This window comes from Aquidulcibacter paucihalophilus, from assembly GCA_030285985.1.
Lineage (GTDB): Bacteria > Pseudomonadota > Alphaproteobacteria > Caulobacterales > Caulobacteraceae > Brevundimonas.
Genome location: CP127384.1, coordinates 211,674 through 226,759 on the forward strand (window position 1 = coordinate 211,674; position 15,086 = coordinate 226,759).

The window sequence follows — 15,086 nt, forward strand, 5'->3', positions numbered from 1 at the left end:
GACAGAGGTGGATGAGGCGCCCCGCATCGCGGTCTTTCATCCCAAGCCCCTCCCTCGGCGCCGATCCGCCTGTGGAGATCCTTAATGAGACGTTAACGGCGCCCAGCCCCGGATCGACGTGGTCGGCTCTGCGATCCCGTCGTTAAGGCCTCGTTAAGACTTATCCCCGGTTTCACCAGCCCCGTTAAAGCCCGGCGCGCCGACGGTGACAGTTTGCGGAAAACCCGTCCGCATCCGCTGCAAACCGCCCGTTTGTCCCCGCCATCCCCGGTCCTGCCTTCTACTTCCGACTCTCAAGACTCTTTTCTTGAGAAGGATTGGAAGGGTGCGACACGGGACGGGGTTGAGCAGGACCCGGCCCCCCGGTAGGACCGGGGTCACATGACCGTCTCCCCCGATACGCCCCTGTTGCTCAAGGTTCTCGCCGGCGAGGCGACGACGCGACCGCCTGTATGGTTCATGCGTCAGGCCGGGCGCTACCTGCCGGAATACCGGGCACTTCGGGCGACGACGCCCGACTTCATCTCCTTCTGCCTCGATCCCGAGAAGGCGGCTGAGGCGACCCTGCAGCCGATGCGGCGGTTTGGCTTCGACGCCGCCATCGTCTTCGCCGACATCCTGCTGATACCCCAGGCCCTCGGGCAGGAGGTCTGGTTCGAGGCCGGTGAGGGACCGCGCCTCGGTGCCCTGCCGCCGGTCGAGGGCATGCGCGACCTGACCGCGGGTGCCGGTGAGGCCCTGGGCCAGATCGGCCAGACCCTGTCGCTGGTGCGGGCACAGCTGGAGCCGGAGCGGGCGCTGATCGGCTTCGCGGGCGCGCCCTGGACCGTGGCGACCTATATGCTCGACGGGGAAGCCCGGACGATCGGCAAGGGCGAGCGGGCCCAGGCCCGGACCTATGCCTATGCCGAGCCGGAGAAGGTCGCGGCCCTGCTCGAGGTCCTGGTCGAGGCCACGGCGCATTATCTGAAGATGCAGGCCGACGCCGGGGCCCAGGTGCTGAAGATCTTCGAGAGCTGGGCCGAGGGCCTGCCCGAAGACCTGTTCGAAAGTCTCGTCCTGCGGCCGCACCAGAAGCTGGTGGCCCGTGTGCGCGAACTGGGCGTCACCGTTCCCCTGATCGGCTTCCCGCGGGGCTCGGCGGCGCTGGCGGAACGGTATGCCGCCGAGGTCGATGTTCAGGCTGTGGCGCTGGATACCGCCTGTCCGCTGGAGATCGGCCGTCGCGTTCAGGCCATCAAGCCCATCCAGGGCGCGCTTGATCCCCTGCTGCTGCGGGCCGGCGGGCCGATGCTGGACCGCCGTGTCGACCAGCTGCTCGAGGCCTGGGGGCAGGGGCCGTGGATCTTCAATCTCGGACACGGCATCCTGCCCGACGTGCCGATCGCCCATGTCGAGCAGGTTCTGAAACGGATCGGCGCACAATGACCGCGAACCCCGGGGGCCGCCGCATCGCGGTGGTGTTGTTCAATCTCGGCGGGCCGGACGACCAGGCCTCGGTCAAACCCTTCCTGTTCAACCTGTTCAGCGACCCGGCCATTATCGGCCTGCCCGATCCGTTCCGGGCGCTTCTGGCACGGCTGATCTCCAGCCGCCGCGAGACGTCGGCCCAGGCCAACTACGCCCTGATGGGCGGCGGTTCCCCCCTGCTGCCGGAAACCCGGCGTCAGGCAGCGGCCATGGCCGAGGTCCTGGGCGGGATGCTGCCGGGCGACGAGGTGCGCGCCTTCATCGCCATGCGCTACTGGGGACCGCTGTCTGAAGAAACCGCGGTGGATGTGGCGGCCTTCGGCCCGGACGAGATCGTCCTGCTGCCGCTGTATCCCCAGTTCTCGACCACGACGACGGAGTCCTCGCTGAAGCGGTGGACCGAGGTCTATGCGGGGTCGGGCATCAGCCGGACGGTCTGCTGCTACCCCGAGGCACCGGGCTGGATCGAGGCCCAGGCTGACAGCGTGCGCGCGAAACTGGCCGAGGCCGGCGACCGGCCGGTGCGGGTGCTGTTCTCGGCCCACGGCATCCCGGAGAGCCTGGTCACGAAGAAGGGCGATCCCTATCAGGCGCAGATCGAGGCGACCTGCGCTGCGATCGCCGCCAGGGCCGGACTGGCCGAGGGCGCCTGGACCATCTGCTACCAGAGCCGGGTCGGGCCGATGAAATGGCTGGGGCCGTCGACCCCGGACGCCATCGCCCAGGCCGCGCGTGACGGGGTCGGGGTGGTCGTGGCGCCCGTGGCCTTCGTCTCGGAGCATATCGAGACCCTGGTCGAGCTGGACATTGAATACGCCGAACTCGCCCACGAACTGGGCGTGGCACCCTATCTGCGCAGCCCCGCCGTCGGCGTGGCCGCGCCCTTCATCAGGACACTGGCGGACGCCGTGGCCGAGGCCCTGTCGCGGACCGGAACGGCACCCTACGGTCCCGGTTGCCGGTCGGACTGGAAGGCCTGTCCCCGGACCTGCGCGCGGAGGGCGGCATGACCTTCGAGATCGTGCGCGGCCTGCATATCCTGGCGGTGATCGCCTGGATGGCCGGCATGCTCTTCCTGCCGCGCCTCTACGCCTATGATGCTGAGCAGGCGGGCAAGGCCGAACCTTTGCGGTCGGAGATGCGGGACCTGCTGCGGACCTGGCAGCACCGGCTGCTGAAGATCATCATCAATCCGTCGATGATCGCCGCCTGGATCTTCGGTGTCTGGATGATCGGCATCCACGTCTTCGAATACGGCGAGGGCTGGGGTTTCCTCGCCCAGCCGTGGATGGTCGCCAAACTGGCCGGGGTCATTGCCCTCAGCGGCTGGCATGGCTTCCTCGCCGGCGAGCTCAAGCGCGTCCAGGCCGGGACCTCGACCCGGTCAGGCAAATTCTGGCGCATGACCAACGAGATCCCGTTCGTATTCGCTGTCGTTATGGTGCTCTCCGTCACGACCCAGTGGACGTTTTAGGGCGCTAACGCTCGCGACGCGGTCGCTCGCTCCTTGAGCGCGCGAAGCGTAAGGCCGCGTCCAGTCGACAAGGCGGAGCCTTGTGACCGCGGCCCACAAGAATGTTGACCTGACCGCCCCCGCGTGGTTTCGCTCAGGCGAACCGCCCTGCAGGAGTCTGGGGCGGTCCCACTCTTTGCGACGCCCGCCGATTTCGCCGGGACGACCCGTCGCCTTCCCACCCGGCCGCAAGGCCAGACATTGCTGAACTTTTCCGCCCGCGCGACGCCCTGTCTCGCGGCGATGCTTTTGATTGCACGCCATGACCGACATCACTGACACCCCCGAGACCGATGACGCCGCCGGGGCCGAAGCGCCCGAGGCCGGCAATGAAATGGCCGCGGCCGACCTGCCCATGGTCGATCAGGAGCACGGCGATGACGACGACGACGGTGAGCCGATCGTTCCCAATGGCCGCATCACGCTGCAGGAACTGAACGAGAAGACGCCGGAAGACCTGGTCGCCTTCGCCGAAAGCCTCGAGATCGAGAACGCCGGCAACCTGCGCAAACAGGACCTGCTGTTCGCCATCCTGAAGACCCTCGCCGACGAGGAAGTCGAGATCATCGCCGACGGCGTGCTCGAAATCCTGCCCGACGGCTTCGGCTTCCTGCGCAGCCCGGATGTGAATTATCTTCCGGGTCCAGACGATGTCTATGTCTCGCCGTCGCAGATTCGCCGCTTCGGCCTGCGCTCGGGCGACACCATCCACGGTGCGGTCCGCGGCCCGCGCGAGGGCGAGCGCTATTTCGCCCTGCTCAAGGTCGACACGATCAATTTCGAGGACCCCGAGACGGTCAAGACCAAGGTCCTGTTCGACAACCTGACCCCGCTCTATCCCGAAGAGCGGCTGCACATGGAAATCCAGGACCCGACGCTGAAGGACCGTTCGGGCCGGGTCATCGACATCGTCGCCCCGCTCGGCAAGGGCCAGCGCTGCCTGATCGTCGCCCCGCCGCGCGTCGGCAAGACGGTCATGCTGCAGAACATCGCCAAGTCGATCGAGAAGAACCACCCCGAGGTCTTCCTCATCGTCCTGCTGATCGACGAGCGCCCGGAAGAAGTGACCGACATGCAGCGCACGGTGAAGGGCGAGGTCATCGCCTCAACCTTCGACGAGCCGGCCACCCGCCACGTCGCCGTCGCCGAAATGGTGATCGAAAAGGCCAAACGCCTGGTCGAGCACAAGAAGGATGTCGTCATCCTGCTCGACTCCATCACCCGCCTCGGCCGCGCCTACAACGCCACGGTCCCGTCGTCGGGCAAGGTCCTGACCGGCGGTGTGGACGCCAACGCCCTGCAGCGGCCGAAACGGTTCTTCGGCGCGGCGCGGAATGTGGAGCAGGGGGGCTCGCTGACCATCATCGCCACCGCCCTGATCGATACGGGCTCGCGGATGGACGAGGTCATCTTCGAAGAGTTCAAGGGCACGGGTAACTCGGAAATCGTGCTGGACCGCAAGGTCGCCGACAAGCGCATCTTCCCGGCCATCGACGTGCTCAAGTCGGGCACCCGCAAGGAAGAGCTCACCACGCCGAAGGACCAGCTGGCCAAGACTTATGTCCTGCGCCGCATCCTCAACCCGATGGGCCCGCAGGATGCGATCGAGTTCCTGATCGACAAGCTGCGTCAGTCGAAGAACAATGCGGACTTCTTCCAGTCGATGAATACCTGACGGCGGTATGGCCGCTGTTTCACGTGAAACACCCTCAAGCAGCCCAGCGCCGCGCGCAGGGCGTCAGGGCAAAAGGAGTGGCGCGATGAAGGTCAATGTCGAGGTCGAATGCACACCGGAGGAGGCCCGCGCCTTCCTCGGCCTGCCCAATGTCGAGCCGCTGAACGATCATCTCGTCGCCGAGATGAAGCGCCGCATGGACGAGAACATCACGGCCATGCAGCCCGACGAACTGATGAAGACCTGGACCAGTTTCGGCATGCAGGCCCAGGACCAGTTCCGCAAACTGATGGAAGCGGCCGTCAAGCCGTGAAGGACGGACGCCGGAGGCGTTTCGACGACGCCCACTTCCAGGAGACCCCTCCCGTCACGCCGCAAGGGCGGCGTGCCACCTCCCCCATAAAGGGGGAGGGGACGGCTTGAGATGACTGACACCATCTTCGCCCTCGCCACCCCGCCGGGTCGCGGGGCGATCGCCATTCTGCGCCTGTCGGGGCCGGGGACTGACGCCGCCCTGACCGCGCTCGGTGCCGGCGGGCTCAAGGCGCGATACGCCGCGCTCCGGGCCCTCATCCACGATGGCCGGTCCATCGACCAGGCGCTCGTCCTCCGCTTCCCGGCACCGAACTCCTACACCGGTGAGGACTGCGCCGAACTTCACCTGCACGGCGGCCGTGCCGTGGTCGAGGGGGCGAGTGAGGCCCTTGTCGCCCTCGGCCTGCGTCCCGCGGACCCGGGGGAGTTCACCCGCCGGGCCTTCGAGAACGGCCGCATGGACCTGGCCCAGGCCGAGGCGGTCGCCGATCTGATCGACGCGGAGACCGCGGCCCAGGCCAGCCAGGCCCTCGGCCAACTCGATGGGGCCCTGAGCCAGACCTATGCGGGGTTCCGCCGCGACCTCCTGACCGCCCTCGCCCTGGTCGAGGCCGAGATCGACTTCCCGGATGAGGAGGTCCCCGACAATCTCGCGCGCTCCGCCGGGCCGGTGCTCGATCGCCTGATCGCGGACCTGAAGGCCGCCCTCGCGGACGCCCGCCGCGGCGAACGGGTGCGGGAGGGCTATCGCATCGTCCTGATCGGTGAGACCAATGCCGGCAAGTCGTCGCTCTTCAATGCCCTCGTCGCCCGTGAGGCCGCCATCGTCACCCCGATCGCCGGGACGACGCGCGATGTGCTCGACGCCGACCTGATCATCGGCGGCTATGCCGTGACCCTGTCCGACACCGCCGGACTGCGCGCCAGCACCGATCCGGTCGAGGCCGAGGGTGTCCGCCGCGCCCGGGCGCGGGCTGAAGCGGCGGACCTTCGGCTGTGGGTCCGCGGTCCCGACGACGCCGAGGGCGACGCAGCGGGTTTCGCGCGGCCCGGCGACCTTTTGGTCCGTACCAAGGCCGATCTGGGCGCGGCCCCGTCAGTGGCCGGGTACGAAACCCTGTCGATCAGCACCGCGACCGGGCGGGGTCTGGCGGACCTCCACGACTGGATCGCCGCACGGCTCGCCCGGGACCTTTACGGCGCAGATTTTCCGGCTGTCACGCGCGAGAGACATCGCCGTCGTCTGGCCGAAGCCCTGGTAGCGGCCGAGGCGGGGCGGGCGGCGCTCGAGGTGGCAGCCGAAATGGCCGGCGACGACCTCCGCCGGGCGGCCGATGCCCTGGCCCGGGTCACGGGCGCGATTGGCGTTGAGGATATTCTCGGCGAGGTCTTCTCGACCTTCTGCATCGGCAAGTGAGCCGTTTCACGTGAAACAGACGTCCGGCCAAGGTGGCGGTTGGGCCGGTTTTGCCCTATGTGCCCGCCCATGAAGGGTTTCGACGTCATTGTCATCGGCGGCGGTCACGCCGGCTGCGAGGCCGCGGCAGCGTCCGCGCGCGCGGGCGCCCGTACTGTGCTGTTGACCCAGAAGCTCGAAACCATCGGCGAAATGTCCTGCAACCCGGCCATCGGCGGCCTCGGCAAGGGACATCTGGTCCGTGAGATCGATGCGATGGACGGGTTGATGGCCCGGCTCGGCGACCGGGCTGGGATCCAGTTTCGCCTGCTCAACCGGTCGAAGGGTGCGGCGGTCCAGGGTCCGCGCAGCCAGATCGATCGCCGCCTGTACCGCGAGGCCATGCAGGCCGAACTGGCCCAGACGCCCAATCTCACGCTGATGGCCGGGACGGCCGAGCGGTTGATGCTGGACGGTGAGCGCGTCGTCGGCGTGGTGACCGGGGAGGGGACCGAGGTCCGTGCGGCCGCCGTCGTCCTGACCACGGGGACCTTCCTCAACGGCGTGATCCACAAGGGTGACCAGCGCATCCCCGCCGGCCGACACGGCGAAGCGCCCTCGACCGGTCTCGCCGCAGACCTCTATGGCGCCGGCCTGCAGATGGGCCGGCTCAAGACCGGCACACCCGCCCGGCTGGATGGCCGAACCATCGGCTGGGACCGGCTGGAGATGCAGCAGGCGGACGCCGAGCCGGTCCCGTTCAGCTTCCTGACCGACCGGATCGACGTGCCCCAGATCGCTTGCGGCGTGACCCATACGACCGAGGCGACCCACCGGATCATCGCCGACAACCTCGGCGACAGCGCGGTCTATGGCGGCCATCTCTCCGGTCGTGGGCCCCGCTACTGCCCCTCGATCGAGGACAAGGTGGTCCGGTTCGCTGACAAGACCTCGCACCAGATCTTCCTTGAGCCCGAGGGACTGGACGATCCGACCGTCTATCCGAACGGCATTTCGACCTCGGTATCGGACGCGACCCAGGCCGCCTTCCTGCGCACCATCCCCGGCCTGGAGTCGGTCGAGGTGTTTCGCTTCGGCTACGCCATCGAATACGACTATGTCGATCCGCGCGAACTGACCCCGGCGCTGGAGGTCAAGAAGCGTCCCGGCCTGTATCTGGCCGGCCAGATCAATGGCACCACAGGCTATGAGGAGGCGGGGGCCCAGGGGCTGCTGGCCGGGCTGAACGCCGCCCGCGCCGCCGCCGGGTCCGATCCGATCATTCTCGGCCGCGACCAGGCCTATATCGGCGTGATGGTCGACGACCTGGTCACACGGGGTGTGACCGAGCCCTACCGGATGTTCACCAGTCGGGCCGAATACCGGTTGACCCTGCGCGCCGACAATGCCGATCAACGGTTGACCCCACTGGCAATCAACAGCGGACTCGTCTCGCGACAACGTGTTCTTGCCTTCACGGCGAAGGCTGGGCAGTTGGCCGAAGCCTCGGTTGTTTCACGTGAAACGGTGTTCACGCCCAAGCAGGCCGCATCTCTCGGCATCCACGTCAACGCCGACGGCCAGCGCCGCTCCATCCGCGACCTTCTCGCCTTCCCCGGTGTGACCCTGGAGACCTTCGTGCCGGTCAGGCCGGAGATCGCCGGCTGGTCCGCCCAGGTCCGCCAGCAGATCGAAATTGACGCCGGCTATGCGGGCTACCTCGACCGCCAGGCCTCGGACGCTGCGGCGCTGCGGCACGAAGAGGCGCTCGCCCTGCCCGTGGACCTCGACTACGCCGCCATCGGCAGCCTCTCCAACGAGGTCCGCGAGAAGCTGACCCTGATCCAGCCGCGTACCCTGGGGCAGGCCGGCCGCATCGAGGGGATGACCCCCGGTGCCCTGACGGCCCTGCTGTCGCATGTGAAGAAGTCGAGGGTTTCGGCGTGAGCACCCATCCCGACGCCGCACAATTCCAGAGCCTGCGTGCCGCCACGCCAGCCCAGATGGCCGACCTCGAAACCCTGATCGAGCGGCTGACCGCCGCCAATGCCGTCATGAACCTGATCGGGCCCGAAACCCTGCCGGACGTCTGGAACCGGCACATCTTCGACTCTGCCCAACTGCTCGACCTCGCGCCGGAGGCGGCGACCTGGGCGGACCTCGGGGCCGGCGCCGGCTTCCCCGGCCTGGTCCTCGCCATCCTGCTCAAGGACCGGGCCGACAGCCATGTCTGGCTGGTCGACAGTCTCGGAAAGCGTTGCCGGTTCCTGCAGGAGGTGGTCGACGCCCTGTCGCTTCGCGCCACGGTGGTCAACGGCCGGGCAGAGGAACAGCGCATCAAGGTCGACATCGTCACGGCCCGCGCCCTGGCACCGATGGACCGGCTGCTGGGCTATGCACAGCCTTATCTACAGCGCGGCGCACAGGGGCTGTTTCTCAAGGGGGAAAAGGCCGAGGCTGAGTTGATCGAGGCCCGCAAGGTCTGGCATTTCGACAGCACCCTCTCCGTCTCGCGCAGCGATCCGCGCGGCCGTATCGTTTCCGTCCGGAGTCTCCGACGTGTCCAAGTCCGGTAAGACCCCCCAAGCCCGTACAAGGGTTCTGGCGGTCTCCAATCAGAAGGGCGGGGTGGGCAAGACCACCACGGCGATCAACCTCGGCACGGCGCTCGCCGCGATCGGCGAGAAGGTGCTCATCGTCGACATGGACCCGCAGGGCAATGCCTCCACCGGCCTGGGTGTTCCACGTGAAACACGACGGGTGACCATCTATGACGTCATCGTAGACGGGCGTTCGGTCGATGACTCCGCTGTGCCGACGACGGTCCCCGGCCTCCATATCGTGCCCGCCGATGCCGATATGTCCGGCGTCGAGATCGAGCTCAGCCAGGCCGATCGCCGCTCCTTCCGCCTGCGCGACGCGCTGCAGGGGCAGGGGGCCGAAGGGCAGACCCGGTATGACTACGTCCTGATCGATTGCCCGCCCTCGCTCAACCTGCTGACGCTCAATGCCATGGCCGCCGCCGACGCCGTTCTGGTGCCGTTGCAGTGTGAGTTCTTCGCCCTTGAGGGCCTGACCCAGCTGATGAAGACCATCGAGATGGTCCGGCAGAGCCTGAACCCGACGCTGGAGATCCAGGGTCTGGTCCTGACCATGTACGACCGGCGCAGCGCCCTGTCGGGCCAGGTGGCGGCGGATGTCCGCAGCCATTTCGGCGACAAGGTCTATGAGTCGGTGATCCCGCGGAACGTCCGGGTGGCTGAGGCCCCGTCATTCGGCAAGCCGGCCCTGATCTACGATCTGAAATGCGCCGGCAGCCAGGCCTATCTGCGCCTCGCGCGGGAGGTGGTGGCGCGCGAGAAAACCCGCCGGCTGCAGGCCGCGTGACCACGATTAGAAGAACGGAACCAGTCAGTTGAGCGAACGTCAGCGCGGACCCCAGCATCGCGGATTGGGCCGGGGTCTCTCCGCCCTTCTCGGAGAACAGGTGGCCGAGAGCGCGCCGGTTGACGGCGCCTCGACGCCCGCCGGCGTCCAGATGGCACCGATCGAGAGCCTCAAGCCCAACCCCGATCAGCCGCGCAAGATCTTCGACCGCGACGACCTTGAGGAACTGGCCGCCTCGATCCGCGACAAGGGGGTGCTTCAGCCCATCCTCGTCCGGACCCATCCGAAGGAAGACGGCGTCTGGCAGATCATCGCCGGCGAGCGCCGCTGGCGCGCGGCGCAGATGGCCCGGCTCACCGAGGCCCCGATCATCGTCAAGGAGATGGACGATGTGGCGGTGTTCGAGGTCGCCATCATCGAGAACGTGCAGCGCGCCGACCTCAATCCGCTGGAGGAGGCCGACGCCTATCGCCTGCTGATGGAGCGGTTCGGCCGCACCCAGGACGCGGTCGCCGGCGTGGTCGGCAAGAGCCGCAGCCATGTGGCCAACACCCTGCGTCTGCTGCAACTGCCCGAGGAGGTGCTGCAGCATGTTCGCGCCGGCAAGCTCAGCGCCGGTCACGCCCGTGCCCTGATCACGGCGCCCAACCCGGGCGCGCTCGCCGACCAGATCGTGGCCGAGGGGCTGAACGTCCGTCAGGCCGAGGCGCTCGCCCGCCGCGCCGCCGACGGGCCCAGGGCCCGCAAGCCCGGCGCGACGTCCCAGGGCGGTGAAGGCTCGGCCGATGTCGCGGCGCTGGAACAGGATCTGGCCGACGCCCTCGGGCTCAAGGTCCAGCTCGCTGATCGGGGCGGCAAGGGCGAGCTGACCGTCAGCTACGGCACGCTGGAGCAGCTCGATGACCTGTGCCGTCGATTGATGCGCGGCTGAAGCCGGTCCGTGCTAGGCTGATCGGATGACCGACAAGCCTTCCAATCCGACCGCCGAAGCCATGAAACGTGCGCTTGCCGCCAAGAAGGCGAGCGGCGGCCCTTCGCATGGCGGCGTTCAGGGCTCCGCGCGCGCCGAGGAAAAGGCCCAGCAGGCCCGCAGCGCCGCCCTCGCCAAACCTGCTTTCCGCAAGGCGTCGAAACGGGGCTGAGTTCGCCTCAAGTCGCGCGAAGCGCGGCAGGCGTCCTTAAAGCCCGAGCCTTCTCGCGCGGGCGGAGATTTCCAGCAGAAGGCGTTCGGCGATCAGCTGGTCGGGCGAGCCGGTCGTCTTGGTCGCCACATCGGCCGTATTGACGCTGTCCAGCACCCGATCGAGGTCCTCTAGCCGCCAGCTGCGGGCCTGGCGCAGCATTTCGGCCTCCTGTTTCCAGAACACGCCGGCCGACTTGGCCGCCTCCTTGGCCCCGGCGCCATTGGCCTGAAGCACATTGATGCGCCGCAGCTTGCCGAGGTGGATTGAGGCTTGTCTCACCGCCATGACAGGCGATTCCCCTTCGGCCAGGGCGCGTCTAAGCCCGGATTGGGCCGGGGCGGGACGGCCGCCGAAGGCCTGGAGCGCCGCATCCTGCAGGGAGGCGTCAGCCTCGACGCCCAGATGCCGTTCGAGCTCTTCCACATCGATGGTCTTGCCGGAGCCCGGGCCGATATAGAGGGCCAGGCGTTCGATCTCCTGCCGCATCAGACCGCGCTCACGGGGCAGGCGGCTGACGAACCGGTCGAGGGCGTCGCCGGTCAGCCCGACCTTGTCGGCGGCGAGGGCCTCGCGCGTCATCCGGGCGACATCGCCCGTCTCGTCCTCATAGCAGGCGATGCCGACGGCACCCTGCGACGCCTCCGCCGCCTTGCGCAGGGCGGAGTCACGGCCCAGCGTGCCGGCCTCGATCACCAGCATGGCGTCGGGATTGTAGCCGCCCTCGGCGTGAACCTTGAGTGCGGCCGCCAGCAGCTTGTCGATCGAGGCCTTTTCCGAGCCGAGCCGGACGCGCACCAGACGCCGCCCGCCGATCATCGACAGGGCGGTCAGGGCCTCTTCCAGCCGCGCCTCGTCGCCGTCGATGTCGCTGTCGGTCAGCAGGGTGACGTTGAAGGGGTCGTTGAGATCGGGCGTGATCGCCTTGCACAGGATCTCGGCGCGCTCGCCGACGCCCGACCGGTCCTTGCCGTGGATGACGGCGGCGCGCACGCCCCGGTCCGGTGCCTTGAGGAAGCGGTCGACCTCGGGGCGTTTGGCCAGGATCATGCCGTCACTGGTCCGACAGGGCCCGCATCAGGTCGAGCCGGATCAGGCGGGCCAGTTCGGCAGCGGCGCGTTCCTCACCATCCTGCTGGGCCGCGATGGCGGCGAAGGGCTGATCGGCGGCGGCATAGGTGGTGGTGACGGTCTCGACGCCGGTGACGGCGGGCCCACCATTGGAGGGGGTCAGGGTCCAGGTGCCGCGGACGGTCAGCTCATAGCGGGTCGCGGTGTCGTCGATGCGCCGGCCGAGCGGACGGCGCGACTGTTCGAGCGTGGTCTCCAGCCGCCAGAGCGGCGCCTGGGCACCGTCGCGACCCAGCGCGTCCTCGAGCTGCTCCCGCACCCGATAGCCAAGCCGGTCGTCCTGGGTGGTCACGGCGATGCGCGACAGGGACGAGCCCACGGCGGTCTCGCCGTACAGGGGCGTGAAGCCGCAACCCGCCAGTCCCACAAGCACGACAGCCGCCAGGGCGAGGCGGCGCATCAGCCGACCACCAGATTGACGATGCGATCCTTGACCACCACGATCTTCCTCACCGTCTGACCCTCCAGCCGCGCCTGGACATCGGCGTCCGCCATGACGATGGCCTCGACCTCCGCCGGCTCCAGCCCGCGGGCGACACGGATCTCGCCGCGGCGCTTGCCGTTGACCTGGATGGGCAGGGTCACCTCGTCGTCGGCCGCCAGCGCCGGGTCGAATTCCGGCCAGGGCGCGTCCAGCACCATCCCCTCTTCGCCGAGCCGCGTCCAGCACTCCTCTGCGAGGTGGGGGGTGAAGGGGGCAACCAGCCGGACCAGGGCCGACAGGGCCTGACGGCGGGCGGCGGCACCCGCGGTACTGTGATCGCGCACGACGGCGACGAAGGCGTAGAGTTTGGCGATGGCGGAGTTGAAGCGGAAGCCGCTGACGCCTTCGGAGACCGCCTTGATGGCCTTGTGGGTCTCGCGGATCAGGGCCGCGTCCGACTCATGGGCGGGGGCGTCCGGGTCGAAGCCGTCGACCTCGGTCCAGACACGCTGAACGAAGCGGGCCGCGCCCTCGACGCCGCCGGGCGTCCATTGCACGTCGCGCTCGGGCGGACTGTCGGACAGGACGAACAGCCGGCCCGCGTCCACGCCATAGGTGTCGACGATCTCCTGCGGGGCGACGACGTTCTTCTTCGACTTGGACATCTTCTCGATGTCGCCGATCGTCAGCGTTTCGCCGGTCGAGAGTTGCCGGGCCGAGCGTTGGCCTGCGTCATTGGTCAGATCGACATCCGTGGGCTCGACCCAGGCCCCGTCGGCGCGGCGGTAGGTCTCGTGGACCACCATCCCCTGGGTGAACAGGCCGGCGAAGGGCTCGCGCACCGACATCAGGCCGGCATCCGAAAGCGCGCGGCTGATGAAGCGGGCGTAGAGCAGGTGCAGGACCGCGTGTTCGACCCCGCCGATATACTGGTCGACCGGCAGCCATTTGTCGGCGGCGGCGCGCGAGATCGGCTCGGCCGCGGTCGGATCGGTGAAGCGGGCGAAATACCAGCTGGAGTCGACGAAGGTGTCGAGGGTGTCGGTCTCGCGCACCGCCTTGCCGCCGCAGGACGGGCAGGCGACGTGCTTCCAGCTCGGGTGGCGATCCAGCGGATTGCCCGGCGTGTCGAAGGTCACGTCCTTCGGCAGCTCGACGGGCAGCTGATCGGCCGGAACGCCGACGGGGCCGCACGTGTCGCAGTGGATCACGGGAATGGGACATCCCCAGTAGCGCTGGCGGCTCACGCCCCAGTCGCGCAGGCGATAGATGGTCGCCCCCTGGCCATGCTCCGACGCCTCGAGGCGGGCGATGGCGGCGGCCTTGGCGGCCTCTACCTCCATTCCGTCCATGAAGTCCGAGTTGAACAGACGGCCGGGGCCGACGTAAGCCTCTGTTTCGACGCTGAAATCATCTTCTGCGCCATCGGGTCGCACAACCGGGACGACCGGAAGACCGTATTTCCGGGCGAAGTCCAGATCGCGCTGGTCGTGGGCAGGGCAGCCGAAGATGGCGCCCGAGCCGTATCCCGAAAGCACGAAATTGGCCGCCCAGACCGGCACGGTGCGGTCAGGGTCGAACGGGTGGCGCACCCGGATGCCCAGATCGACGCCCAGCTTCTCGGCCTTCTCGATATCCGCCTCACTGGTCCCCGAGCGGGCGCAGGCCGCCACGAAGTCCGCCACGGCGGGCTGGTGGGCCGCGATGGCGCGGGTCAGGGGATGATCCGGGGCCAGCGCCAGGAAGCTGGCGCCGAACAGGGTGTCGGGCCGTGTGGTGTAGACCTCGACCGGATCCCGCGCATGGTTGGGTTCGCCCGGCGCGGACGCCGGCAGGAAGGCCGGGGCCTCGGCGATATCCCACCAGAGGGTCGCGCCGCGGCTCTTGCCGATCCAGTTCTCCTGCATCAGCCGGACCTTGTCGGGCCAGCGGCCTTCCAGTTCCTTGAGGCCCTCGATCAGGTCGTCGGCATAGTCGGTGATGCGCAGGAACCACTGGTTCAGCTTGCGCTTCTCGACCACGGCACCGGAGCGCCAGCCGCGGCCGTCGACGACCTGCTCATTGGCGAGAACCGTATTGTCGACCGGATCCCAGTTGACCACCGAGTCCTTGCGATAGACCAGACCGCGCTTGAGCAGCTCCAGGAACCAGGCCTGCTGCTTGCCGTAATAGGCCGGGTCGCAGGTGGCGAACTCGCGCGACCAGTCCAGCGACAGGCCGAGCAGTTTCAGCTGGTCGCGCATGGCGGCGATGTTGGACCAGGTCCAGTCGCCGGGATGGATACCGCGCTCGATCGCCGCGTTCTCGGCCGGAAGTCCGAAGGCGTCCCAGCCCATCGGGTGCAGGACATCAAACCCCTGTGCCCGCTTCGACCGCGCCACCACGTCGCCCATGACGTAGTTGCGGGCGTGGCCCATGTGGATGGCCCCTGACGGATAGGGGAACATCTCCAGCACATAGTATTTCGGCCGTCCGGTGCCTTCGGTCGTCATGCGGAAGGCGTCGGCGGCCGCCCAGCGGGCCTGCTGGCGGGGTTCGGCGGTCTTGGGTTCGTAGCGAACCGGGGTCTTGGCCACGGGAGTCTTTCAGGCTGC

Annotated in this window: 14 protein-coding genes; 11 read left to right on the forward strand and 3 right to left on the reverse strand. The window is 68.2% G+C overall.

Annotation, left to right across the window (positions count from 1 at the left end; genetic code table 11):
- The first annotated feature begins 381 nt into the window (after positions 1 to 381).
- The 11 genes from hemE to KB221_01205 all read left to right on the forward strand — a co-directional run bounded on the left by hemE (position 382) and on the right by KB221_01205 (position 10,898).
- The gene (gene hemE / locus KB221_01155; protein WIY69645.1) at positions 382 to 1,428 is read left to right on the forward strand and encodes a uroporphyrinogen decarboxylase; all 1,047 of its coding nucleotides are present in this window, start codon (positions 382 to 384) and stop codon (positions 1,426 to 1,428) included.
- Entirely contained in the window at positions 1,425 to 2,480 is a 1,056-nt protein-coding gene (gene hemH / locus KB221_01160) for a ferrochelatase (protein ID WIY69646.1), read from the forward strand. The genes hemE and hemH overlap by 4 nt, the downstream gene beginning before the upstream one ends.
- Positions 2,477 to 2,944, forward strand: coding sequence for a CopD family protein (locus KB221_01165; GenBank protein ID WIY69647.1), 468 nt, complete (start codon positions 2,477 to 2,479; stop codon positions 2,942 to 2,944). The genes hemH and KB221_01165 overlap by 4 nt, the downstream gene beginning before the upstream one ends.
- Before the next feature lie 301 nt (positions 2,945 to 3,245).
- Positions 3,246 to 4,658 (forward strand): transcription termination factor Rho, encoded by a 1,413-nt coding sequence (gene rho / locus KB221_01170; GenBank protein WIY69648.1) that lies wholly within the window; start codon positions 3,246 to 3,248, stop codon positions 4,656 to 4,658.
- 85 nt (positions 4,659 to 4,743) lie between these two features.
- Positions 4,744 to 4,971: a DUF6489 family protein gene (locus KB221_01175; protein WIY69649.1), complete on the forward strand. Its 228-nt coding sequence runs from the start codon at positions 4,744 to 4,746 to the stop codon at positions 4,969 to 4,971.
- Between the two features lie 111 nt (positions 4,972 to 5,082).
- Entirely contained in the window at positions 5,083 to 6,390 is a 1,308-nt protein-coding gene (gene mnmE / locus KB221_01180; GenBank protein ID WIY69650.1) for a tRNA uridine-5-carboxymethylaminomethyl(34) synthesis GTPase MnmE, read from the forward strand.
- A gap of 69 nt (positions 6,391 to 6,459) precedes the next feature.
- A complete protein-coding gene (gene mnmG, locus KB221_01185; protein WIY69651.1) occupies positions 6,460 to 8,316 on the forward strand; it encodes a tRNA uridine-5-carboxymethylaminomethyl(34) synthesis enzyme MnmG in 1,857 nt (618 codons plus the stop codon).
- 56 nt (positions 8,317 to 8,372) lie between these two features.
- A complete protein-coding gene (gene rsmG / locus KB221_01190) occupies positions 8,373 to 8,945 on the forward strand; it encodes a 16S rRNA (guanine(527)-N(7))-methyltransferase RsmG (protein WIY70958.1) in 573 nt (190 codons plus the stop codon).
- Complete coding sequence (locus KB221_01195; protein ID WIY69652.1) at positions 8,929 to 9,756, forward strand: ParA family protein; 828 nt, start codon at positions 8,929 to 8,931, stop codon at positions 9,754 to 9,756. The genes rsmG and KB221_01195 overlap by 17 nt, the downstream gene beginning before the upstream one ends.
- Positions 9,757 to 9,784: 28 nt before the next feature.
- On the forward strand, positions 9,785 to 10,687 hold the full coding sequence (locus KB221_01200; GenBank protein WIY69653.1) for a ParB/RepB/Spo0J family partition protein: 903 nt from the start codon (positions 9,785 to 9,787) through the stop codon (positions 10,685 to 10,687).
- 25 nt (positions 10,688 to 10,712) lie between these two features.
- Positions 10,713 to 10,898, forward strand: a complete 186-nt coding sequence (locus tag KB221_01205; protein ID WIY69654.1) for a hypothetical protein — start codon at positions 10,713 to 10,715, stop codon at positions 10,896 to 10,898.
- A gap of 36 nt (positions 10,899 to 10,934) precedes the next feature.
- On the opposite strand, the gene holA is transcribed toward KB221_01205, so the two are convergent.
- Genes holA through leuS form a run of 3 tightly spaced genes read right to left on the reverse strand, consistent with a single transcriptional unit; the run spans position 10,935 to position 15,068 of the window.
- Positions 10,935 to 11,987: a DNA polymerase III subunit delta gene (holA, locus tag KB221_01210; GenBank protein WIY69655.1), complete on the reverse strand. Its 1,053-nt coding sequence runs from the start codon at positions 11,985 to 11,987 to the stop codon at positions 10,935 to 10,937.
- A gap of 4 nt (positions 11,988 to 11,991) precedes the next feature.
- Positions 11,992 to 12,468, reverse strand: coding sequence for an LPS assembly lipoprotein LptE (lptE, locus tag KB221_01215; protein WIY69656.1), 477 nt, complete (start codon positions 12,466 to 12,468; stop codon positions 11,992 to 11,994).
- The gene (leuS, locus tag KB221_01220) at positions 12,468 to 15,068 is read right to left on the reverse strand and encodes a leucine--tRNA ligase (GenBank protein WIY69657.1); all 2,601 of its coding nucleotides are present in this window, start codon (positions 15,066 to 15,068) and stop codon (positions 12,468 to 12,470) included. Before leuS ends, lptE begins: the two co-directional genes overlap by 1 nt.
- Between the last annotated feature and the right edge of the window lie 18 nt (positions 15,069 to 15,086).